Below are 24883 nucleotides of genomic sequence, written 5' to 3' on the forward strand. Positions count from 1 at the left end.
AAAATGAAAAAAATAAAATTAGCATATCTAGCAGCATTACTAGGCTTGGGAGCTTGTACTGATCAATATGTATTTGAACCAGATCATGATCTTCCAAAAATGCCAAATGATAAAGAATTTTTTGCCTATGTTGAAGTAGGTGTGAAACACCAAAAAATGGAAAGTTTTATGGCCTCAGATTGTTGGGCTGGAAACTGGGTAGGAACATATTGGGATGAATCTGAAAAAGCAGGAATTGCTGAACTTCTTTTCTCTCAAGAAATAGAAGGGAAATATCCTAAAGGAATTGGTCTTTCTGGATGGAGATTTAATCTAGGTGGTGGAACAGCTGAACAAGGTGAAGCAAGTGATATAGAAGATCCATCTAGAAGAAGTGAAAGTTTCTTGGAAGGGAATGGAGTAATGGATTGGAACAAAGAAATGGGTCAGCAATATTTTCTTAGAAAAGCGAAAGAATATGGTGTGGACGATTTTGTAATGTTTAGTATTACACCTGAAGTTTCTATGACCAAAAATGGTAAAGGTTATTCACCTGGTGGAGTAAACTATAATTTAGCGGAAGGTAAATTAGCAGAACATACCGATTATGTTTCTACAGTAATTTCACACTTCGGTAATGAAGGAATTAACTTCAAATATTATAGCCCTATTAATGAACCACAATATGCTTGGGATACCCCCGGTCAAGAAGGTAGCCCAGCTACAAATGCTGAAATTTATAGTATCGTAGAAGCATTAGATAAGTCATTTACTGAAAATAATATTAATACTAAACTTCTTGTAGGTGAAGCAGCAACATGGGAATATCTTTATAAAGTAAAAGGAAATGAAAATAGCAGTAATCAAATTGAGACATTATTTGGTCATGATTCTGAATTAAATATCGGAGAGTTTAGTCATGTAGCACCAGCTATATCTTCTCATAGTTATTGGATTGATCAAACTTCTGAAATTATGAGAGAAACAAGAACTGAAGCTTATAGAAAAGCATCTCAAAATGGATTAAGTTTATTCCAAACAGAATATAGTTTACTTAGCAGTTCTTATGAAGATTATCCTGGACATGAATCAGCGACCTATAATGATGTAGCACTTCAATTAGCAAAAGTTATTCACCATGATTTGAATTATGCTAATGTTCCATCATGGTCATTCTGGACTGCTATGGATCAAGAAAGATGGGGCCAAAAAAATAGGTTTATGTTAGTAAGCGTGACACCTTCTGATGGTGCTTATGGTGACATTAGAAATTCAGGAACTCATACCGCAACAAAAACACTCTGGGCACTAGGTAACTTTAGCCGTTTTGTACGTCCAGGCTTTGAAAGAATAGATATTGAAATTGATGGAGATGCAAATCTCTTAACATCTGCTTTTATTTCACCAAGTGCTGATGAGGTTGTAATTGTTTATACAAACTTATCGGATAAGCAAATCGGCATCGAAGCTAAAATAGACAACAGCATGCAAGCGGTTGAATCTTATGTAACTAGTGAAGATTATGATTTGTATAAAGAAGAAATAAAAGAGGGTGATAGAAAAGTACCTTTATTACCAAGATCAGTAACAACCGTTATTTATAAATAAAACAATATGAGATACTTATTGTCAATCAGCATACTTTTTATCCTAAACCAAATCTGTTGGGGGAGCAATCCTCCAACAGAGAAAAAAGCTCAAGTTAATATTGACACGGATAAGAAGTTTCAGGAATTAGAGTTTTTCTCAGCTTCAGATTGTTGGGCAGGGAATTGGATAGGAACCTATTGGAGCAAAAAAGAAAAAGAGCAAATAGCGGATTTATTTTTCTCACAAAAAATAAAAAAAGGTCAACCTCAAGGCATCGGATTATCTGGATGGCGCTTTAACCTTGGAGGTGGAACTACAGAACTTGGAGATTCAAGTAATATCAAGGATCTATCAAGAAGAAGTGAAAGTTTTTTAGAAGAAGATGGCACTTATGATTGGGGTAAAGAAATGGGACAACAATTCTTTGCTCAAAAAGCAGTTAAAGAAGGTGTAGATAACTTTATACTTTTTAGTATTACTCCAGAGGTAGCTTATACCAAAAATGGGAAAGGTTATGCACCAGGTGGAACTAATTTTAATATGAAGCCAAACGGCTATAAAGACTATTCGGTATACATTGCTGACGTTATTGAACATTTCAAAAAAGAAGGAATCAATTTTAACCTACTTAGCCCTGTCAATGAACCTCAATATAATTGGGATAAAAAAGGACAAGAGGGAACACCAGCTCACAATAAAGAGATTTACCATTTTGTGAAAAATATCGATAGTGTCTTTGTAAGTAGAGGAATCGATTCTAAAATAATGCTGGGAGAAGCAGCAGATTGGGAATATCTTTATAAAGAAAAATCAGAGAGAGAAAGAAGTAATCAGATTGAAGACTTTTTTAGTGATACATCTGCTATTTCAATCAAAAATTTACCTTCTGTAAAACCAATCATGAGTGCACATAGCTACTGGTTAGATAGAAACTTCAAAGAAATGGAAGAATCTAGAACTTTAGCATTAAATGCAGCTCAAAAAAATGGAATAGCCTTAAGCCAAACAGAATGGAGTATGTTGAGTAAAGAATATGATTATTTCCCTGGTTATAAAGAGGCTTCAACTATGGATATAGCTTTGGTTATGTCCAATGTAATTAATCATGATTTAAACTTTGCAAATGTAACCTCTTGGTCATATTGGACGGCTATTGATTTAATTAGATGGAATCACAAAAATAGATTTTGTCTAGTTGAAGTCATTCCTGAAGGAGGAAATGAAGGAGATATAAGAGAAAGCGGTACACATATCGCTCACAAAACACTTTGGGCATTAGGGAACTATAGTAGATTTATTCGTCCTGGTTTTGAAAGAGTTGAAATGAATATTGAATCAGACTTACCTGTTGTAGGTACATCATTCATCTCACCTGATAAAGAAGAATTGGTTGTCGTTTATACCAATTTATCAGAAGAAGAAATCCCATTCAATCCTTCTTTCAATGATCAATCATTTGAATTAAAAGAGGTTTATGTTACAGATGAAAAAAATGATTTAAAAGCTTCTGCTGCAGTAAACTCAATTCCAAAAAGATCAGTAACCACTTTTATTTATAAAAAATAATATGTCAGTCATCGAACAACAACCTGTTCAGCAGGAGAAAAAAAATTATACTGTACCATTATTAATTATGGTAGGGCTATTTTTCTTAATAGGTTTCCTAACTGTAGTCAACCAACAATTTTTAGCCCCATTACAACAAGCTTTCTTATCAGAATCAAATAGCTTAAAAAATACATTAACAACTTTAATCGTTTTCACATTCTTTATGGGGTATCCTGCAACAGGAAACTTTGCAGCTAACCTAATCGAAAAATATAAACATAAAGTGACCCTAATGGTAGGGTTAGGGATTGCGGCAGTTTCTTTGTTGATCGAAGCTACTTCTGCAATGCTCAATGAATCACTTGGTACAATGCAAATTGCTGATGCAACTATACCTGTGGCTTATATCATTTTCTTGATTGGAGCTTTTTTACAAGGTTGTGGCATGTCGATTTTACAAACAGTTGCAAATCCCTTTATTGCAGCATGTGAAGTACCAGGGACAAGTGCAGTTACACGTCTGACTATTGCTGGAGCTGTAAACTCAGTAGGTACAGCTATAGCACCATTATTTGTTGCCTCTATCATTTTTGGAGGGAGCATTCCTCAAGTGTCTGATATCATTCTACCATTATGTGTCTTTGCTGGTATTGTCATTTTAATTGCTTTTGGATTAAAAATGCTTCATCTACCAGATCCTGCTGAAGATACAGAACAAGAAGAGTATGCGGGAGATAGAAGTGTCTGGAGTTTTAGACACTTAAGACTTGGAGTAATAGCAATCTTTGTTTACGTAGGTGCTGAAGTTTGTATTGGTTCTAATATCGTATTACATGCACAAAGTCTAAATATTGAAAAAGAAGTATATGCCTTAATGGTTACACTTATTTGGAGTGGCATGTTAGCGGGTAGATTCTTAGGATCATTCCTAAAAAATATATCTGGAAATATTCAATTGGCAGTAACATCAGGGGTAGCGATTGCATTGTCAATAGGAGCAATGCTTACTGAGCAACTATGGTTAATCGCTGGAATTGGACTATTGCATTCTGTAATGTGGGGAGCAATTTTTACACTTGCCATCAACAAATTGGGTTCATATACAGCAAAAGGTTCGGGCGTACTAATGATAGGTGTAGCAGGTGGAGCAATTTTACCTTGGATTCAAGGAATTATGGCAGATGCCTTACAAGGTGATTGGCAATGGACATGGATAATCGTAGTGCTTTCAGAAGCCTACTTATTATTCTATGCATTAAATGGAAGTAAAGTACAAGAATAAGAATTTTATTAAAGATATAATTGATGGAACATTTAGTAGAAGAAAAAGTAACTTGGGCTAATGATGATGAATTATTTGGTCTAATTAGAGAAGAATTATTTTCAGCTGTTATCGGTGATATAATGGATAAAATGGGGTATTTTCATCAATTTATGCCACCCCAAGTACAACCACTTAGAGATGATATGTTTGTAGTGGGAAGAGCAATGACAGTATTAGAAGCTGATTGTTTTGAAGAATTAAGTGAATCGAGTCATAATCCTATTATGTCAAAACCATTTGGTTTGATGTTAGAAGCTTTGGATGACTTGAAGAAAAATGAAGTCTATATCTGTACAGGAGCATCACCAAGTTATGCACTTTGGGGTGAATTAATGAGTACTAGAGCCAAAATTCTTGGAGCAGCAGGCGCTGTTGTCAATGGATATTCTAGAGATACTGAGGGTATTTTAGAATTAGATTTCCCTACTTTCTCATATGGTAGATATGCTCAAGATCAAGGACCAAGAGGTAAAGTAATAGACTTTAGAGTTCCAATAGAAATTGATGGAACAAGAATCAACGATGGAGATATTGTAGTGGGAGATATGGATGGTGTTTGTATTATTCCTAAAGCCATTGAAGAAGAAGTTTTACAAGGTGCTTTTGAAAAAGCTAGAGGCGAGAAAATTGTAAAACAAGCAATCGAAGGAGGCATATCTGCAAAGGCATCTTTTGATAAATACGGTATTATGTAATAGAACTAGCAAAGAAGTATTGAAATGAAAATTACAGATGTAAAAGTTTGGTTAGTACAAGGTATCAAGTACAACTGGACAATGATAAAAATATATACAGACGAAGGGTTGACAGGTGTTGGTGAAAGTACTAACTGGCCTGGTAGCCCTATGATTGAAGCGGCTACTAAACATGCAGGTAAGTTAATCATAGGAATGGACCCTTTGAAAACAGATTATATTTGGACTAAGTTATATAGAGACCTCAACTGGGTAGGACCTTTTGGAGTGAGTATGTGCGCAATCAGTGGTCTTGATATGGCTTTATTAGACTTAAAAGCAAAGAAATATGGCATGCCAATGTACGAGCTTTTAGGAGGTAAGTTTAGAAATGAAATTAATCTTTATGCCAATTATTGGTTTATTAATGGAGCACATACTGTAGAAGATTATGCTAAACAAGCACAAAAAGTTGTGGATGCAGGTTTCAAAGGTTTAAAATTTGATCCATTTGCTCATACAAACTATTTCTATGGAGAAGAAGGTAGTGGAGCATCATCTACTATGGCTTTGACACAACAACAGATGGATCATGCCTATAACATTGCAAAAGGAGTAAGAGAAACAGTAGGTGATGATTTTGATATAATGATTGAGACACATGCTATGCTCAATGCTAAAACTGCAATTACCATGGGTAATCGAATGGCAGACTTGAATATTACTTGGTTTGAAGAACCATTAGGTCCTGAGAATCACGATATGCTTAAAGCTTTTAGAGATAGGTTGAATCCAGAAATTTCGATTTGTGTTGGTGAACGTCATTACACAAGACATGGTATTCGTCCGGTACTTGAATTAGGTATTTGCGATATTTTAATGCCAGACATTACAAGATGTGGTGGTCCTTCTGAAATGAAAAGAATGGCAACAATGATGGAAGCATACAATGTATTGTTAGCTCCTCATAATCCAAATGGACCTCTTTCAACTCTTGCTAGTGGTCATGTATGTGCTTCTGTACCCAACTTCTTCCGTTTAGAAATCATGTTTACTGATGTGCCTTGGAGAGATACAATTATTGATACGCCTTTAAATATCAAAGATGGTAAATTGATTCTATCTGATAAACCAGGTTTAGGCATTGATTTGATCGAAGAGGAAATGGAAAAGCATCCAGGTATTGTTGAAATTAGTGATAATTTCTATGTTTAATTCATAATAAAGATAAAATGTTATCCATAGATTTATCAGGAAAAGTAGCCATTGTAACAGGCGTATCCAGTGGAATTGGAGCTGGTATTGCAAAAATGATGGCAAAAGCAGGTTGTGCTATTGCAGGGTGTGGAATGAGAAGTAATGATTCCACTTCAGTGACTACTTTTTACCAAGAAGTTGAAGCAGAAGGACAAAAGGCATTTTATTCTTCTTGTGATGTTACAAAAACAGAAGACCTTGATCGATTTGTTAGAGAAGTAGTTGAAGAGTTTGGCCAAATTGATATATTAGTTTCTAATGCTGGAATGAATGTCTTCAAAGGAGCAGAAAATTGTTCACTTGAAGATTGGGAAAGAAATCATAATCTTAATCTAAAATCACATTGGTATTTAAGCAAACTGTGTAAACCATATTTAGATAAAAGTGATATAGGTGTAATTGAAATAATGGCATCAAACCATGCCTATTCATCTATCCCAGGTTGTTTCCCTTACAATGTTACCAAAACAGCACTTACTGGTTTAGTAAGAAGCATGGCAATAGAATGGGGACCAAGTATAAGAATCGTTGGATTAGCGCCAGGATTTATCCAAACTGAAGGAGCCGATAAATGGTTCGATTCATTTGATGATCCAAAAGCAGAAAAAGAAAGAACTGAAAAAAGACATCCGGTCAATAAATTAGGCTCAGTGGAGGAAATCGGAGCACAATGTGCATTTTTAGCTTCACCTTACTCTTCTTTTATTACGGGTACTACTATTCTTATGGATGGAGGTCGAGGAGCAATCATGCAAGACGATTAGAAGATGGAAAAAGCAAAACTAATATATAATGGTAAAGCTACTCTAGGTGAAGGCCCAATTTGGATTGAAGAGAATAATGAGTTAATGTGGGTTGATATAGAAAAAACTACACTTAATTTTTTAAATCTTGGTACTTATCAAAATGAGGAATTTTTGATAGGTAGTAGAGTAGGTTTTGCTGTACATAAAAATGATTCAATTTATTATTTAGGTACACAAGAGGGAATAGTTGAATTTAATAGGACCACCACATCACAACAATTATTACATCAACCTCCATTTAACTTTGATGAAAACATACGGTTTAACGACGGCAAAATTGGACCAGATGGAGCGATCTATGCTGGTACAATGAGTCTTTCAGTAAAAGAGGGGGCGGGATGTTTTTATAGAATAGATCAAGAGGGAAACTACAAGGTATTAATTCCCCAAACCACTATTGCAAATGGTTTGGGATGGTCTCCTGATCATAAAACTACTTATTTTATAGATACTGTTTTATTTGCTGTAACTGCATGGGAATTATCTCATGAGAATGAAATAAAAAATAAACGAACAGTTGTACAAATACCTGAAGAGTATGGAGCTCCTGATGGGATGACAGTTGATGATGAAGGTAAGTTATGGATCGCACATTGGGGAGGTGGAAAAATAACTCAATGGGATCCCAAAAATGGGAAATTGCTAAGAATTGTAACCATTGATGCCCCTAATGTAACTTCATGTACCTTTATTGGGAAGAAAACATTAGCGATTACATCAGCCTGTTATTCAATGTCAGCTAAAGAACTCGAAGAATACCCAAATAGTGGTGGTATTTTTATTTATAGCTACAAATAATTTCTAAAGTCTATTTCATACAGTGAGATAGACTTTTTTTAAACACAAAAATTAATAAAATGTTTATTTCAGTATTACTAAGTATCTTTTTAAACTTTCCAACAGTTGAAAAAAATGAGAATCCACCTAATATTCTTTGGATAGTAATAGAAGATATGTCACCTCAATTTTTTAGCCCATATGGAAATATGAGCGTGAAAATGCCAACAATAGATTCTCTTTTTGAAGAAGGAACTAGGTTTGATGCCGCTTTTTCAACTGGTGCAGTATGTTCCCCAAGTCGCTATACCATAATTACTGGAACAAGAACAAATGAATACGGTACAGGACATCATCGCTCAGCTTATCCAATACCAGATAATATTCTACCTTTTCCATATTATTTAAAAAAGCAAGGGTATCACACATCTAATAACTACAAGAAAGATTACAATACTTCAGCCATAAATAGGCTTTCAGCACAAGCATGGACTGAGTCAAGTGATGAAGCAGGTTGGTGGAATAGAGAGGAAGGACAACCATTTTTCTCTGTATTTAATTTTAATAATAGTCATCAATCAAGGACATTTACGAATCCTTATTCAGATTACAAAGCAAGAATATTGAATAAATTAAAGGTGGAAGAAATAGTTGAAGATTCAGCGATTATTATTCCTGAGTTTTATCATGATACTCCTGAATTAAGAAAAGAATTAGCCAGAACCTATAATTGTTTAAAAAAAACAGATAATGAAATAAATGACCTTTTAGAAAGGTTAAAAAAAGACAAACTATTATCATCAACAATAATATTTATCTACTCCGATCATGGTGGAGGAGCATTACGTACTAAATCACATGGTTTAGCACTTGGGCATCAAGTCCCATTGGCTGTAATTGTTCCTGAGAAATATAAAAATTTAAACCCTTTTCAAGGGGTAAAGTCTACAAATCAATGTGTTACTTTTGAAGATTTTGGACCAACTGTACTCTCTTTAGCAGGTTTAACCAAACCTGGATATATGACAGGAAAACCTTTTCTTGGAATTTCAAACAAACCACAAAAATATGTTTTTTCATCAGTAGATAGATCAGGTGAATCGATGAATTTAACTCGATCAGTAACTGATGGTAGATTTTTTTATACAAAAATATTTTATCCAAATAAACCAGCATACAGTTATCAAAAATACTTTGACTATAGTAAAAGTAGAATATTAATTAGAAGATATAATAAAGAAGGAAGACTAAATAAAACACAAAGTGATTTATTTCTAGAAAGGCCACATGAATTACTTTATGATTTAAATAAAGATAAATGGCAAGTAAATAATCTAGTAAATAATCCTGAATATAGTATTATCCTTGATAAATTACGTATAAAGCTTGATCATCATTTAATTTCCATTAAGGATGCACATTTTATACCGGAATATCTCCTAGATTCTTTATCTCAATTAGGACCTGTTTATAATTTTATAAAATCAAAAGAATACAATTTTGAATCAATTTATAACGTAGCAAACCTTATAGGATCAAAAAAAAATGAACAAATAGAAATCATAAAGGCAATGAAAAGTGATGATCCTATTCTTCGATATTGGGGAACATTGGTTTTATCTTCTTTAAGTAAAGATATACAAAGATCTAATTTAAATATTATCTCAGAAAGGTTAGATGATAATTTTGGACCTGTTCAAATTATTTCTGCGTCTTTACTTTATCAATTAACAAGTAGTGAAGATTCAAGAAATATAATTAAGAAATTTATTCATCACTCAAATCCTTATTTATCAAATCAGATGATTCAAGAGATAATCTATTTTGATAAAGAGAAGGCAATTCATTTTGTAGATGATATTAATGAATTAAAGGATACAAATAAAAACGGTTTACTCTCAGAAAGCATAGATATGTATAATTATTTATTTAATAATCAATCTCTTTACTATCAATATCATTGGTAATTTTTATCAGGGTAAAAAAATAATGGATGAATATACTCAGAGAATCAATCATTTAGATGTTTTAAAATATCTGTTTGATAATAATGTCCATAAACAAATAAAAACGCCTATGTTCTATAAGTGTATAACCTACTACTTTTGAAATGTAAAGATTACAATTGATGAAATAGCTATTCAAAAATATCATTCTAAATAGAGATAAAAATCTAATATAAGATAAAGACATGGAGAAAGTAAAAGCTTGGAGAGAGGTAGTAAGTATACCTACATACGAAATTGGTAAACCAGAGAAAAACCCAATCTTCTTAGAGAAAAGAGTATACCAAGGTAGTAGTGGAGTTGTATATCCGTATCCTGTAATTGAGAAAATTGAAGATGAAAAACATGACAAAGATTGGAATGCAATTTTCATTGAAAACAAATACATAAAAATCATGATCCTACCTGAACTTGGAGGTAGAGTTCAGATGGCTTATGATAAAATCAAAGAACGTCACTTTGTATACTATAATTCAGTAATCAAACCTGCTTTAGTGGGGCTAACAGGTCCTTGGATTTCGGGAGGTATTGAATTTAACTGGCCACAACATCACCGTCCAACTACTTATGATAAAGTAGACTCATTAATTGAAGAAAATGAAGACGGAAGTGTGACTATCTGGTGTAGTGAAATCGAAAGAATGTTCCGTACAAAAGGTATGGCAGGCTTTACATTGTATCCTGATAAAGCTTATTTAGAAATCAGTGCTAAATTATATAACAGAACATCTCAACCACAAACTTTCTTATGGTGGGCAAACCCAGCTGTGAAGGTTAATGATGATTATCAATCGGTATTCCCACCAGATGTAAATGCAGTATTTGATCATGGTAAAAGAGATGTGTCAGAATACCCAATTGCAAAGGGAACATACTACAAAGTAGACTATTCTGCAGGTGTTGATATTTCTAAATACAAAAACATTCCAGTACCTACAAGTTACATGGCTGTAAACTCTAAATATGACTTTGTGGGTGGCTATGAAAACGATTCTAAAGGTGGAATGCTTCATGTAGCAGATCACCATCAATCGCCTGGTAAAAAACAATGGACTTGGGGACATAGTGATTTCGGTAGAGCTTGGGATAGAAACCTTACAGATACAGATGGTCCTTATATAGAACTAATGTGTGGAGTATATACAGATAATCAACCTGACTTCTCTTGGTTACAGCCATATGAAGAAAAGAGTTTTAAACAATACTTTATGCCTTACCGTGATCTTGGTGTAGTTAAAAATGCTACAAAAGAAGCTATGATCAATGTGGAAGAAGTAGAAGGAACTACTAAAGTAAGAGTTTATGTAACTTCAACTTACAACAATGCAAAAGTGGTTGTAAGTAGCAAAAATGAAATAGTAAAAGAGTTCACTTTAGATTTATCTCCTGAAATGAGTTTTGAGGAGTCTTTAGGTCAATTGATCTCTTTAGAAGATATTAAAGTAGAAGTTCTTACTGAAAAAGGAGTAGAACTTGTGAATTTCGAATTAGACGGTAGTGCAGCTGATAGAGAAGTACCTGAGTCTGCAAAACCTGCTAAGGATCCAGAGGATATTGATTCTATTGAGCAACTTTACTTAAGAGGTTTACATCTTGAGCAGTATCGACATGCGACATATAATCCAACAGATTATTATTTAGAAGCATTGAGAAGAGAACCTTCAAGTGTTCAAAATAACAATGCCATGGGATTGTATTTGATTCGTAAGGGGCAATTCGCTGAAGCTGAAAAATATTTAAAAATTGCAGTTGAAACGCTTACAGAAAGAAATCCAAACCCTTATGATGGAGAACCATTATTTAATTTAGGTTTAAGTCAAAGATTTCAAGGTAAAGAAGAAGAAGCATATGGTTCATTCTTCAAAGCGACTTGGAATGGAGCTTGGCAAGATAGTGGATTCTTCCAATGTGCTCAAATTGATGCAAAAAGAGGAGACTTAGAAAAAGCGTTAGATTTAGTAGATAGATCATTATGGAAAAACTGGTTGAACCATAAAGCGAGACATCTAAAAATCATATTACTTAGAGAAGTGGGACGTACTAAAGAAGCGTTAGCTTTAGTAGAAGATTCATTAGCAATGGACCGTTTCAACTTTGGTGCTCTTTATGAAAAATACTTATTGACATTTGATATTGAAGTAAAAAATCAAATGATCAACTTGATGAGAGATAATGTACACAACTTTATCGAAATCTCTTTAGATTATGCGAATGCTGGATTCTATAAAAATGCTTGTACATTAATCTCAATTCATACAAATAAAGAGGGAGCTGTATATCCAATGGCATTGTACTTCGAAGGTTCTTATCATATGACATTAGGGAATACTGAGCTTGCAACATCTATTTTAGAAAAAGCTTCTCAGCAACCTGCAGATTATTGTTTCCCTAATAAATTGGAAGAATTAGTAGTACTTCAAGAAGTGACGCAGAAATGGAACGCAAATGATGCAAAAGCATGGTACTATTTGGGTAACATCTGGTATTCATTCCGTCAATATGATGAAGCAATTTCAAGTCTTGAGAAATCAAGAGAAATTGACTTTAATTTCCCTACTGTTCACAGAAATTTATCTTTAGGTTATTTCAATAAATTGAATGAACCTAAGAAAGCACTTCAGGAATTGGAGATTGCTTTTGAATTGGATAAAACTGATGCAAGAGTATTCATGGAGTTAGATCAACTTTATAAGAAGCTTAACTATACTCCTGAATTTAGATTAGAGAAACTAGAAGAGCACCTTGATCTAGTGCAACAAAGAGATGACTTATACCTTGAGCGTTTAACATTGTTGAATATGCTTTCAAGATTTGATGAAGCTCTAGCACTAATTATGAATAGACAATTCCACCCATGGGAAGGTGGTGAAGGTAAAGTTACAGGTCAATATCTTCTTTCTAATATTGAATTAGCAAAAGTTGCAATTCAAGAAGATAGATTCCAAGAGGCTATTGAATTCTTAAAAGCGACTGAAAAGTACCCTGAAAATTTAGGTGAAGGTAAGCTATTCGGTACACAAGAAAACGATATCAACTATTGGATGGGTTGTGCTTATGACGGTTTAGGTGACACTGACAATGCGAAGAAATTCTGGACGTTAGCTTCTATCGGATTGAGTGAGCCAGTGATTGCAATGTATTATAATGACCAACAGCCTGATAAAATCTTCTATCAAGCGATGGCATTAATTAAACTTAATAATACTGTAGAAGCTGAAAAACGTTTCAACAAATTATTGAGCTATGGTGAAGAACAACTGCAGATTCCTTTCAAAATGGATTACTTTGCAGTATCTCTGCCAGACCTACTGATCTTCGAAGAAGATTTGCAAATTCGCCATGAATTACATTGTCATTACCTTATTGGTCTAGGTAATTTAGGTTTAGCGAATGCAGATCAAGCAGAACAATCATTCAACACAATCCTTGATACAGATGCTTATCATCATGGAGCTAGATTACATGCTCAAATGAATGGTGAACAATTAGAGGAAACTGTTTAATTAGAAAATAGAATGAGACTATTTAGTTATATAGTTTTTGCTTTATTGTCATTACAACTTTTTAGTTGTAATGGCAATAAGCAATATAAGGAAGAATCACTTTCCCTTTCAGGAGATTGGAAAGTGGCATTGGATTATGATAATGTTGGTAAACAACAAGAATGGTATAAATCTAATCTTAAGGATACAAAAAATATTCATTTGCCCTCTACTTTAGATGATGCAGGAATAGGTACAAAAACGTCTTTAGGAAAAGAAATTAACAAAGACAATCTTTATCAACTATCAAGAGAGTACTCTTACATTGGACCAGCTTGGTATCAAAAAAATATTGAAATTCCGACCTCATGGAAAGGAAAATCAGTGATAATTACCATGGAAAGAGTAATATGGAAATCTGAAGTATATGTTGATGGAAAATTAAAAGGGACTAATAACAGCTTAGTAGGGAAACACCAAATCAATTTAGGTGAATTATCAACAGGAAAACATCAAATTACGATTTGTATTGACAATAGTAGACAACATCATCTTTTCTCAGATGAAAAGGATATCAAAGATTTTGCACATGGTTATACAAATACGACTCAAATTATCTGGAATGGAATACTTGGTGATTTTACATTAAACCCAGTAGGAAATTACCATTTAGAAAACATCAAAGTCACTCCAAATGTCAAAGAAAAGAGTATTTCTTTTGAGGTTAGTAGTAAAGGTGTAACTCAAAATAAGTTGCAATATATAATTACTGATGCTCAAGGTTTAGAGGTTACTCAAGGTACTTTATCTGGAAAAAACAATGAAAAAGTAGTCGTTAAAAATAAGTTTAAAATTTGGGATGAATTCAATCCAAATATTTATGCTCTACAAATCGTAGAAGGAGAAGAACTTATCTACTCAACAAACTTTGGGGTAAGAGAAATTGCATCTCAAAGTAATGATGTGATGTTAAATGGTCACCGTATCTTCCTTAGAGGGACTTTAGAATGTGCTATTTTTCCATTGACAGGTCATCCTCCTATGGATAAAGAAGGTTGGGCTAAAGTCTTCCAAACTTCCAAAGATTATGGCTTAAACCATTTGAGATTTCATTCTTGGTGTCCACCAGAAGCTGCTTTTGAAGTGGCTGATAGTATGGGATTTTATATCCAAGTGGAATTGCCAAATTGGAGTTTAGATTATGGTAAATTCCCTGAAATGGTAAAATGGGAAAGAGAAGAGGCTTTCAAAATGTTGAAAGATTATGGTAACCATCCTTCTTTCTGTTTTATGTCCATGGGTAATGAATTAGAAGGTGATTTTGATGCCTTAACTTCGTTAGTTCAGGATTTAAAAAATACAGATCAAAGAAGGTTATTCACAACTTCAAGTTTCTCATTTGAGGAACCACATGGTACGGTGCCAGAAACGGTAGATGATTATTGGATTTCACAGTGGACAAAAAATGGATGGATTAGAGGTCAAGGTGTCTTTGATACTTATGCTCCAACTTTTGATAAAAACTATCAAGCAAATATGGATTTCATTGAAGTACCTGTGATAACTCATGAAATAGGACAATACTCTGTGTATCCAAACTTAGAAGAAATCAAAAAATATACAGGTAACCTTATTCCAAATAACTTTAGTATTGTAAAAAATGATTTGGAGAAAAAAGGAAGGTTAAACTTGTCAAAAAAATACTTAGAAGCATCTGGTCATTTAGCAAAAATCCTTTATAAAGAAGAAATTGAAAGAGCAATCAAAACACCAGCAATTTCAGGATTCCAATTGTTAGACTTACATGATTTTCCTGGTCAAGGTACTGCATTAGTAGGTTTATTGGATGCATTTTGGGATTCAAAAGGAATCATTTCAGGACCAGAATTTAGAGAATTCTGCTCTGAATTAGTACCACTTTTATCTTTCCCTAAAGCTGTTTATTTAAACAATGAAAAGTTTGTAGGTAAAGTAGAAGTAGCGAACTATTGGAAAGAAGTAGCCAACCCTAAATTTGATTGGACCGCTACTAATAAATCAAATGGTCAAATACTTACTAATGGTACAGTGACAAAAGAAGTTATTGGGCAAGGTACTTTTAATACATTGGGTGAGATTTCTTTCGATTTGAATTCGATTACTGAGCCAACAGAATTAAAGATTGAAGTGGCACTAGAAGGGACACAATACCACAATGAATGGTCAATTTGGGTATACACAGCTAACCAAAAAGATCCTAAGAGTGATGTGATTGTAACCAACGATTGGAATACTGCTCAAAAAGCACTTGTAAAAGGGGAAAAAGTATTATTAACTCCTTCATTAAAATCTATCAAAGGAATTGAAGGTAAGTTTGTACCTGTATTCTGGAGCCCAGTACATTTCCCTGATCAACCAGGTTCTATGGGATTGTTGATGGATCCAAAACATGAAGCTTTTGATCATTTCCCTACTGATTTTTATACCAATTGGCAATGGTGGGATTTATGTAAGCAATCTAAATCTTTGGATTTAGAAAATAGAAAAATAACTCCTATTGTAACTGTTGTTGATAATTTTTATAAAAACCGTCATCTCGGAAATGTTATAGAAATGAAAGTAGGTAAAGGGAAATTAATATTCTCATCAATAGACCTGCATTCAAATCTTAAGGATAGACCAGTAGCACAAGCTTTAAGATCAAGTTTAATTGATTATATGAAAGATAACGCTCAATTTAACCCTTCATTTGAGACTACATTTAGCGATCTGAAAAAGTCGTTTAAAGTTCAATAGTAATATAATAATAAGGTAGGTGGTTAGTTATTTTAATTAACCACCTTTTTATTCCTACTAAATTTCAACACATGATGAAAGCTTTTTTAGACATAAAAATAGGGTCATGTTTATCAATAGTTTTGTTTCTATTTTCATGTAAAACAGGGTTAAAGAAGGAAACAAATAAGGCAATAGAACACCCGAATATACTTTTTATTATTGCAGATGATTTAGGCGCGCATGACCTCTCAACAACAAACTCCAATTATTATGAAACTCCTAATATAGATAGGATCGCAAATGAAGGTATGCAATTCGAACAAGGTTATGCAGCATGTCAAGTTTGTAGTCCTTCAAGAGCGAGTATCATGTCAGGAAAATTTACAGCAAATCATGGTGTAACAGATTGGATTGGAGCAGCATCAGGTGAAAACTGGAGAAAGGCAAAACAGTATACAAAACTTTTACCTCCAGTGTATGAACATCAATTAGATACAGCTTTTATCACCATGCCCGAAGCCTTTCGTAAGGAGGGGTATGAAACCTTCTTTGCTGGGAAATGGCATGTTGGAGGAGAAGGTTCTTCTCCGGAAGATCATGGTTTTAATACTAATATTGGTGGATATGAAGTAGGTAGTCCTCATGGTGGTTTCTTTTCACCTTATAATAACCCTAAATTACCTGATGGTCCTCAAGGTGAAAATTTATCGATGCGTTTAGCAAATGAGACCGTCAAATTCATAAAGGAAAATAAAGAAAAACCATTTTTTGCATGTCTTTCATTTTATGCAGTGCATAGCCCAATTCAAACAACACAACAAAAATGGAAGAAATACAGATATAAAGCTGTGGAAGCAGGTATAACAAAAGAAGGCTATAAAATGGGTGAAGTACTACCAATGCGTCAGCATCAAGACAATCCTGTTTATGCTGGACTAATGGAATCTATGGATGAGGCAGTAGGTAGGGTATTATCATCTTTGGATGAAATGGGACTAGCAGAAAACACAATCGTGGTATTTACAGGTGACAATGGTGGAGTAGTATCAGGAGATTCATGGTCTACGTCCAATTTACCACTTAGAGGAGGTAAAGGCTATCAATATGAGGGAGGTTTAAGAACCCCATTTTTAATGAAAGTACCGTGGATGCATCAACATGGAGAAAAAAATAATACTCCTGTAATTGGTACAGATTTTTACCCAACGCTTTTAGATTTGGCTGGCCTTGAACTTCTTCCTGAAGAACATTCAGATGGCGTTAGTTTAGTACCATTGTTAAATGGACATGAAATCAATGATCGACCTTTAATATGGCATTACCCTCATTATGGTAATCAAGGAGGAAAACCAGTTTCGATTATCAGAAAAGAAAATTGGAAACTTATTCATTTTTATGAAGATAATCATGAGGAACTTTATGATCTAAGCCAAGATAAAGGTGAGTCAAAAGACCTTTTTGATTCCAATAAAACCATAGCAAAAGCTTTAAATAAACAATTATTTGACTACCTAAAAGCTCATAATGCCAATTATCCTACCATTGATAATCAATATTCAGAAGAAGCATCGAATCAATATCTCCAAAGAGTAGGAGTTGAAAGAATGAAAATTCTTGAAGCCAAAAGATTAGAAATGCTAAGCGAAGACTTTGATCCTCAAAATAATTGGTGGGGTAGTCAAGAAATTATTGATTAATTTAATTATAAAAATATGTATTACTTAAAAATATTATCTGTTTTTATTCTTGGTTGGTTTACTACATTAGGTAAACCCACTAAAGTTGATGAAAAGACTTACATAAATAATGTAAAAGAAGAATTATTAAAAACTTGGCCAAATAATAGGACCATTAACTTAGTCTTCCATGGTCATTCAGTTCCTTCTAGTTATTTCAATACGCCAAATGTTAGAACAATGGATGCTTATCCAAATCTTGTTTTAGAAAAAGTAAAAGAAAAATATCCTTATGCTGTAGTCAATGTAATAAAGACTTGTATTGGAGGAGAACATTCTGTAAGCGGAGCCAAAAGATTTGAAGAAGATGTTCTGACACATAAACCTGATGTTTTATTTATTGACTATGCTCTAAATGATTTATCATTAGATATGTCAGCAACTTATAAAGCGTGGGAATCCATGATTGTAAAAGCCAAAGAAAAGAATATTAAGGTTATTTTATTGACACCAACACCTGATGAAAGATATAAATTGCAATCTGATGAAACAATTCTAGCGAAACATAGAAAGCAGATTATTGAACTTTCAAATAAATATCAGGTAGGTTTGGTTGATAGCTATTCTGCATTTAGGGCAGTTGTGAGTAAAGGAACAGATTTAAATTCTTTGATGGCACAAGTAAATCATCCAAATGAGAAAGGACACCAATTAGTAGCGGAAGAAATTTTCAAGTTCTTTTAATTTTAATATATAAATGAAAAAAAATAAGTTTGCCAAGATTTGAGTACTTTATATATGTTGAAAAGAATATATTATAGCATCATTTTTAACTGTTTAAACTTCAGAAAAAGTAAAATTGTAGTGTAAAATTATCTCTAACTAAGAATAGAATCTTATCTTTAGATACTTTTTAAGCAAATTTCAAAAAATGAAATCATCAGAGATCTTACAAACTATTAAGTATCAAAAACTTTTTCTTACAAAAAGTGAGAAAATCAACTTATGGAGTAATTATTTTCTTATGTGTTTCTTTATTGTAGTTTTTAACTTTGTATTGATACAGGTCTTTATTGATTCTCAAAGTATATTTATTTTAGAAAGTGGAGTAGTAATTCTTTTGTTATTCTTGCTATTTCTTAAAATTAATAGCAGAACCAATGTGAGGACTTTTAAAATAAAGTTGACTCCAGAACAATTCAAGGAAGCCAATAAAGCGGTAAGTCTTTTGAATGGTTGGCATATCATCACGAATAAAAAAGATTACTTTAGAGCTATTTATCAAACGATATATACTCATGATGGCTTTATGATAACAACCATTAATAAAGATAATAATGTATACATTAATGGAATGATGACACCTTCTTTAAGGGCTTTTCCATTTTCATTAGGTGTGAATAATAAAAATATAACAACCTTAGTTTCCCAGTATATTCAAGCTGAAAAAGGTGAAGATGTTATTGCAAAAACAACTCAGATAATTAAACAAAGAGAAGAACATTTCTGGAAAAGTTCAGAGTGGACTTTGTACCTTACTTTTAAAAGAATTATACTCTCTTTTTTTAGTTTACTCTTTATTGTGTTTTCAATCCTAATTAACGTAATAGACTTAAGTCTTCTCAGTTTATTCTTTGGAATAGGTTTAATGATACCATCATTATTGTATCTTCTTTCAGATTGGAAAATTATCAGAATTAAATCGAAAAATTGATATATTTACTTTCAACAAATACTCATTTTCTCCATTGATGAACAAACATGGCATTTTTTTAAATTTAATTAAGCAAACTCTTTTCATAAATGAACAAAACAAGACTTATACATTTTTTACTAGGGTGTTTAATCGTTAGTTGTAACCATAAAAACCAGACGGAAGTTGGAAGTTCTGAATTTCAAAATACATTAGCTTTAGTTTCAAGCAATACTAAAGCTAATGAAGATACTCTTCAAAATTCAGTAAATACTAATAGGCAAGTAGTTACTATTAAGCAGGATACGATTTCAAATAATGAACATAAAAATGTGAAAGAGTTAGCGTTGACTGCGGAAGAAAAGAAAATAGCAAATGTAGCAATGTCATTTCATAATTGGTACATACCTGTGACCAATTCGGGTTCAGACGAAACTCCTTTTACTTATACCGTAAAAAAAGGAGAGAAGGATAGTTGTATAGTTGATTTTGCTCCCTATTTTGATCAATTAAGACAATTAGGAACAATTTCAGAAGCATTTATCAAAAATGAAAAAGATAGAATGAAATTATGTACTGAAACGATTTCTATGATGAAATACAGTGAGTACATTGGGACAATTCCTGAGCATTGTGATGACTTTTTATATTGGACCAATAGTCAAGATGAAACCGATGGAGTGGAAATAAAAAAGATAAGAAAAACGAATGCTAATTGGATTGTTACAATTTCACTATTTATCGAATACGAAGGCAAACGCTTTGAAACAAACCATGCCCATGTAACAGTCATCAATGAAAATAATAAACATATGATCTACAAAATTACAATGGTAGATAAAGTTTGATTTATTTAATGAAAAGTGAATGATGAAGAATTAAAAGCTTTACTACTCATAGTCCCTCGATAAAAATCATGCACTTTAGAGAGAGGGTTATCCTTCCAAAAAAAAATCAGACGTTAAGACTTCCGAGATTAGATTCATCAGGTAAGCAGGTAAAATGAATTTATTCATATAGGTCCATCACCTGAAATAGAGATGATCAGCATTTTTTACATCAAATAGAGACCTATTTTCAGACTAATACTATTCATATGATCATAAATAGGCAGATTTCTAGTACATTGTTGCATAATACAAACTACTAAACTAATCACAAATTCATGAAAACCTTCATATTATTCATTTTACTATTACCTTTTCCTTTTTCGAATTCAACTTTAATAAAAACCTATAAATACAGAGTTGATATCGAAATTAAAAAAGGAATTTCAGAAAGAAAAAAGGCATATCTTCTTCAAAAATACGGTGACACTATGTTATTTACAGTAAATAATGAAGGTGATTTTAGAATGGAATATCCAAACTCTGGTAAATACGGTGTAAAGTATTATCAATATTCAAAAGAGTCATTAAACTGTTACTATTTATCAAAAGTAGCAGACACATTATATTATTATTCTGCAAAGGAAAATTTTATAGATTTAATAGATACTCAAGAGAGTAAGCTAGAGTCCGGTGAAAAAGTAATTTCATATTATTCACATGTGAAGAATAACCCAGATGTTATCTTTCATCAAACTTATATATTTGATCCAAAACAATACAAACTTAGTGGATCAAATTTTGAAGAATATAAAGATTGTTTTTGGGGCGATTACTTTACAACAAGTAATTCAATGTTCAAGAAAAAGGCTATAGAAACTTCAGAAATGATATTAACTTATACTTTGATTGAAGAACTTAATTCAGAAGAAAATAATGCCGATTTCTTTGATTTAGAATCTTTTCCTAGAATACTAAACTAATTATTAAGCAGTTTGAAAATAAACTGAAGTAACAATAATTTATATTACATATATAATTACAAACTAAAACATAGACTACATGTTTAATAAACTATTCAAAAGTAAAGAAGAGACAACACCAACACCTGATAGTAAAGGGGCCACAGTAGCAAGGTTACCAAAAATGTATGAGGATATGGTTGATGCAAAAATCTTAAAATGGTATTTTAAGGAAGGAGACACAATTAAGAATGGAGATATAATAGCTGATGTAGAAACAGACAAAGCGGTGATGGAGTTGGAATCCTATGATACTGGAACGGTGCTTTATATATCTGTAGAAGAAGGTGAAAAAGTTGCCGTAGATGATATTCTTACAATTGTAGGAGAACGTGGTGAAGATATTTCTCACTTACTAAACGAGAAAAGTCAAAAATCACCTAGTAACATTGTAAAAGGAATCGTAGGAGAAGTAAAAATGTATGCAGGAGAAGAAATTCCTGATAATTGGTTGTTGTGTGATGGGTCTTCAATTCCACAGAGTGACAAAATTGAATTATTTAAAGTTATCGGCCACAAATTTGGTGGTGATGACGCTTATTTTAACTTACCTAAGTTAGAAGACAAAAATGGAATAGTATCTATAATTTGTGCGAATTAAAGATGGGATTTGGATTCAATTTTTTTATTATTTTTATCAGCTTACCACTTACTATTATTCTCTTTTTACTTTGGGCTTTTACTGGAAAAAAGAAATACACTAAAATAATGTTTGGTTCTTGGGGAGGCATTTTTTTGATGGTCATACTGTTATTATTTTACAAGCCTCTAGCTAAAATGAAGATCAATAAAGAAGATTATTATGGTAACTATTTTATTGATAAAAACTTTTTCAGTAAGGAACAATCCGATTGGCAATACAAACATTTTAAATTTAATATATCACCGAGTGATAGTATCTTTTTTTATATGAAAGATGGGAAAGACATCATACATGAGTATAAAGGTACAATACAAACGGTGACTGTCAATAATTCAGAAAGACTTAAAATTATAATGGAGCAACCTACACATCCAATATTACAGTCTGATCCTAAAGTTATTAGACAAGTAGAAAGTTTTTATTTAGTTTTTCATTCTCCTGTGTACCACAATATGTTTTTTCGAAAAAAGTAAACTGTTAAACGTTTTTTATATGATTCATTATAGTTTAAGACCTGAATATGGCAAAAAAGAATTTTTAATTGAATTTATAAAAGGGGCCGAAAAAGAAAACTTTGTTGAGACGTTATTCAATGATCTACAACCATTAGGTTTAATAGTTGAAAATGCTGTTGATTTATGGATAAATGATGAAATCATTTTAGAGGTTAAAAGTAATCTTGGTTATTTTTTATTCTCTAAAGATATCTGGGGAATTGCATTTATAATGGCTAAGAATAATCAAAAAATAATCTTTAAAATTGATCAAATTCTTTCAAATCATAGTGGTTATTTTAAAAGAGAAGTTGATATTGAAGATTATTTCTAAACTATAACAAAATATGAAATACAATTTTATCATCTGCATTCTTTACCTTTTTATGTATTCATGTTCATCTTCTGATGAATCTCAAGTACTTCCCAATGATGAAATAATTGATAATGAGGATGGTCCCATTGACATTCAAACTGGGAAACTCATTAAAGAAATTGATGTGAATGGGACAAAACGAGATTATATTATTTACATTCCAGAATCATATGACGGACAAACGGACTTACCCTTACTTTTTTCTTTTCATGGCTTAACTAGTAACATGGAATTCAATTATGGGTATACAAAATTTAATGAGCTTTCAGAAAATGAAAATTTCATCGTTGTTTACCCAAATGGAATAGATAAAAAATGGGATATTTCAAGTAATAACAACATCGATATTACTTTTATTGAGACATTATTAAACCAGTTAGAAAGTGATTATTCACTTGATACAGATAGAGTTTATCTAGCAGGGATGTCAATGGGAGGTTTTTTTAGTTTTAATTTAGCTTGTCAACTTTCAGGTAGAATAGCTGCTGTTGCGTCTGTTACAGGTACAATGTATAGAAATGTAGTGAATAATTGTACACCTTCGAAGCCTATGCCCATTATGCAAATACACGGTACAGAAGATGGAATTGTGAATTATTCGACAGTGTCTAATGTATTAGACTTTTGGACAAATCATAATCAAACCGAAGCTACACCAACTATTTCTGAAGTACCCAATTCGAATACAGAAGATGGAAGTACAGTAGAAAAGCATATTTATCGAAATGGAGATAATGACGTAGAAATTCATCACTATAAAGTAATTGGAGGAGGACATGATTGGCCTGGCTACAGAGGAAATATGGATATCAATGCTTCTGAAGAAGTATGGAACTTTGTGAAAAAATATGACCTAAAAGGTAAAATATAATAAACAATTTACTTTTTATAAGTAAATAAATAGAAAGAGGTGCATTTTGATGTATCTCTTTTTTTGTATATGAAATCAAAATATGCTAATAGAAACGCTTTTGAACAGAATTGATTTATAAGATTAGATTTTAATAACTTTTATAGAAATGAAGCTACCTTTTAAACAAAACCATTAATTTAGTTTTAATAGAACCCAATGACGATATGAAAATGAAAAGTTTAAAAGGAAAAACAGCTATAATAACTGGCGGAGGTACAGGTGTAGGAAAAGCAATTGCCCAAAAATTAATAGAAGAAGGTGTCAACGTAGTTTTAGCATCGAGAAATAAAGACCATTTAAAACCTACAGCAAAAGAATTAAATGCGATTGGGAAAGCAAAAGCAATTAGTATTTCGTTAGATGTTAGAAAGAAAAAGAAGTGTATTGCTGTTGCACAAAAAACCTTGAAAGAATTTGGTTCCATAGACTTCTTGATAAATAATGCAGGATTGGGAGTAGGAACATTAGTTCATGAAACTTCTGAAAAAGATTGGGATATGGTGATTGATACCAATCTAAAAGGCACTTTCCTTATGATACAATCTGTATTACCCACAATGATAAAACAACAATCAGGATATATCTTAAATATTGCCTCACAAGCCGCAAAAAGAGGATATGCTCAAGCAGGACCTTATTGTGCCTCCAAATTTGGTGTAGTTGGACTAGCGGATGCATTACAAGAAGAGGTATATGAACATGGAATATTAGTACACAGTATATGTCCAGCATTAATCCAAACACCAACACCCCAAAAAATGAAAGATCGAAAAACAGATATATTACAAGTAGAAGATCTAGCAGAAACTGTCGCTTACCTGTTCAAAATGCCAGAAAGAGTGAAAATAGATGACATTGGTTTATATGCTAGACCTAAAGGTAGAACAAGAACTTAGAAAAGCAGGTTTGAAATGAAAAATGAAAAGTGAAAAATGAAGAATTAAAAACGTCAATACACGTATCTCCAATAATAAATTCATGATCTTGAAAGTGTTTAATCTTCCAAAAAAAAGCAGAAGTAACATTGAAAGCATACCTC

20 protein-coding genes are annotated in these 24883 nt (G+C 32.5%); all 20 read left to right on the plus strand.

Features of this window, described 5'->3' with window-relative positions; translation table 11 throughout:
- Window positions 1-3 precede the first annotated feature (3 nt).
- The 20 genes from ACXAHM_RS17460 (at window position 4) to ACXAHM_RS17555 (ending at window position 24740) form a co-directional block, all read left to right on the plus strand.
- A complete protein-coding gene (locus ACXAHM_RS17460; protein ID WP_474962370.1) occupies window positions 4-1587 on the plus strand; it encodes a glycoside hydrolase in 1584 nt (527 codons plus the stop codon).
- A gap of 6 nt (window positions 1588-1593) precedes the next feature.
- Window positions 1594-3135, plus strand: a complete 1542-nt coding sequence (locus tag ACXAHM_RS17465) for a glycoside hydrolase (RefSeq protein WP_474962372.1) — start codon at window positions 1594-1596, stop codon at window positions 3133-3135.
- Between the two features lies 1 nt (window position 3136).
- On the plus strand, window positions 3137-4399 hold the full coding sequence (locus tag ACXAHM_RS17470) for an MFS transporter (RefSeq protein ID WP_474962376.1): 1263 nt from the start codon (window positions 3137-3139) through the stop codon (window positions 4397-4399).
- A 23-nt stretch (window positions 4400-4422) separates the two neighbouring features.
- Entirely contained in the window at window positions 4423-5136 is a 714-nt protein-coding gene (locus tag ACXAHM_RS17475) for an RraA family protein (protein WP_474962380.1), read from the plus strand.
- A 24-nt stretch (window positions 5137-5160) separates the two neighbouring features.
- Window positions 5161-6330 (plus strand): mandelate racemase/muconate lactonizing enzyme family protein, encoded by a 1170-nt coding sequence (locus ACXAHM_RS17480; RefSeq protein WP_474962385.1) that lies wholly within the window; start codon window positions 5161-5163, stop codon window positions 6328-6330.
- A 17-nt stretch (window positions 6331-6347) separates the two neighbouring features.
- The gene (locus tag ACXAHM_RS17485) at window positions 6348-7136 is read left to right on the plus strand and encodes an SDR family NAD(P)-dependent oxidoreductase (protein ID WP_474962389.1); all 789 of its coding nucleotides are present in this window, start codon (window positions 6348-6350) and stop codon (window positions 7134-7136) included.
- A 3-nt stretch (window positions 7137-7139) separates the two neighbouring features.
- Complete coding sequence (locus tag ACXAHM_RS17490) at window positions 7140-7976, plus strand: SMP-30/gluconolactonase/LRE family protein (protein WP_474962392.1); 837 nt, start codon at window positions 7140-7142, stop codon at window positions 7974-7976.
- Window positions 7977-8035: 59 nt separating this feature from the next.
- Window positions 8036-9922, plus strand: coding sequence for a sulfatase family protein (locus ACXAHM_RS17495; RefSeq protein WP_474962394.1), 1887 nt, complete (start codon window positions 8036-8038; stop codon window positions 9920-9922).
- Window positions 9923-10146: 224 nt separating this feature from the next.
- Window positions 10147-13464, plus strand: a complete 3318-nt coding sequence (locus ACXAHM_RS17500) for a DUF5107 domain-containing protein (RefSeq protein WP_474962397.1) — start codon at window positions 10147-10149, stop codon at window positions 13462-13464.
- Between the two features lie 12 nt (window positions 13465-13476).
- Window positions 13477-16218, plus strand: coding sequence for a sugar-binding domain-containing protein (locus ACXAHM_RS17505; RefSeq protein ID WP_474962399.1), 2742 nt, complete (start codon window positions 13477-13479; stop codon window positions 16216-16218).
- Window positions 16219-16289: 71 nt separating this feature from the next.
- On the plus strand, window positions 16290-17897 hold the full coding sequence (locus ACXAHM_RS17510) for a sulfatase (protein ID WP_474962401.1): 1608 nt from the start codon (window positions 16290-16292) through the stop codon (window positions 17895-17897).
- 15 nt (window positions 17898-17912) lie between these two features.
- On the plus strand, window positions 17913-18620 hold the full coding sequence (locus tag ACXAHM_RS17515; protein ID WP_474962403.1) for an SGNH/GDSL hydrolase family protein: 708 nt from the start codon (window positions 17913-17915) through the stop codon (window positions 18618-18620).
- A 187-nt stretch (window positions 18621-18807) separates the two neighbouring features.
- Window positions 18808-19590, plus strand: a complete 783-nt coding sequence (locus tag ACXAHM_RS17520) for a hypothetical protein (RefSeq protein ID WP_474962405.1) — start codon at window positions 18808-18810, stop codon at window positions 19588-19590.
- A gap of 89 nt (window positions 19591-19679) precedes the next feature.
- Window positions 19680-20417 (plus strand): hypothetical protein, encoded by a 738-nt coding sequence (locus ACXAHM_RS17525; protein ID WP_474962407.1) that lies wholly within the window; start codon window positions 19680-19682, stop codon window positions 20415-20417.
- 317 nt (window positions 20418-20734) lie between these two features.
- Window positions 20735-21379, plus strand: a complete 645-nt coding sequence (locus ACXAHM_RS17530) for a hypothetical protein (RefSeq protein ID WP_474962410.1) — start codon at window positions 20735-20737, stop codon at window positions 21377-21379.
- A gap of 79 nt (window positions 21380-21458) precedes the next feature.
- On the plus strand, window positions 21459-22019 hold the full coding sequence (locus tag ACXAHM_RS17535; protein ID WP_474962412.1) for a phage tail protein: 561 nt from the start codon (window positions 21459-21461) through the stop codon (window positions 22017-22019).
- Between the two features lie 2 nt (window positions 22020-22021).
- Window positions 22022-22534 (plus strand): hypothetical protein, encoded by a 513-nt coding sequence (locus tag ACXAHM_RS17540; RefSeq protein WP_474962414.1) that lies wholly within the window; start codon window positions 22022-22024, stop codon window positions 22532-22534.
- A 19-nt stretch (window positions 22535-22553) separates the two neighbouring features.
- Entirely contained in the window at window positions 22554-22889 is a 336-nt protein-coding gene (locus ACXAHM_RS17545; RefSeq protein ID WP_474962416.1) for a hypothetical protein, read from the plus strand.
- A gap of 13 nt (window positions 22890-22902) precedes the next feature.
- On the plus strand, window positions 22903-23802 hold the full coding sequence (locus tag ACXAHM_RS17550; protein WP_474962419.1) for an extracellular catalytic domain type 1 short-chain-length polyhydroxyalkanoate depolymerase: 900 nt from the start codon (window positions 22903-22905) through the stop codon (window positions 23800-23802).
- 212 nt (window positions 23803-24014) lie between these two features.
- Window positions 24015-24740, plus strand: a complete 726-nt coding sequence (locus tag ACXAHM_RS17555) for an SDR family oxidoreductase (protein WP_474962422.1) — start codon at window positions 24015-24017, stop codon at window positions 24738-24740.
- The last annotated feature ends 143 nt before the right edge of the window (window positions 24741-24883 follow it).

It is taken from the genome of Flammeovirga sp. AWQ4_249 (genome assembly GCF_056161045.1).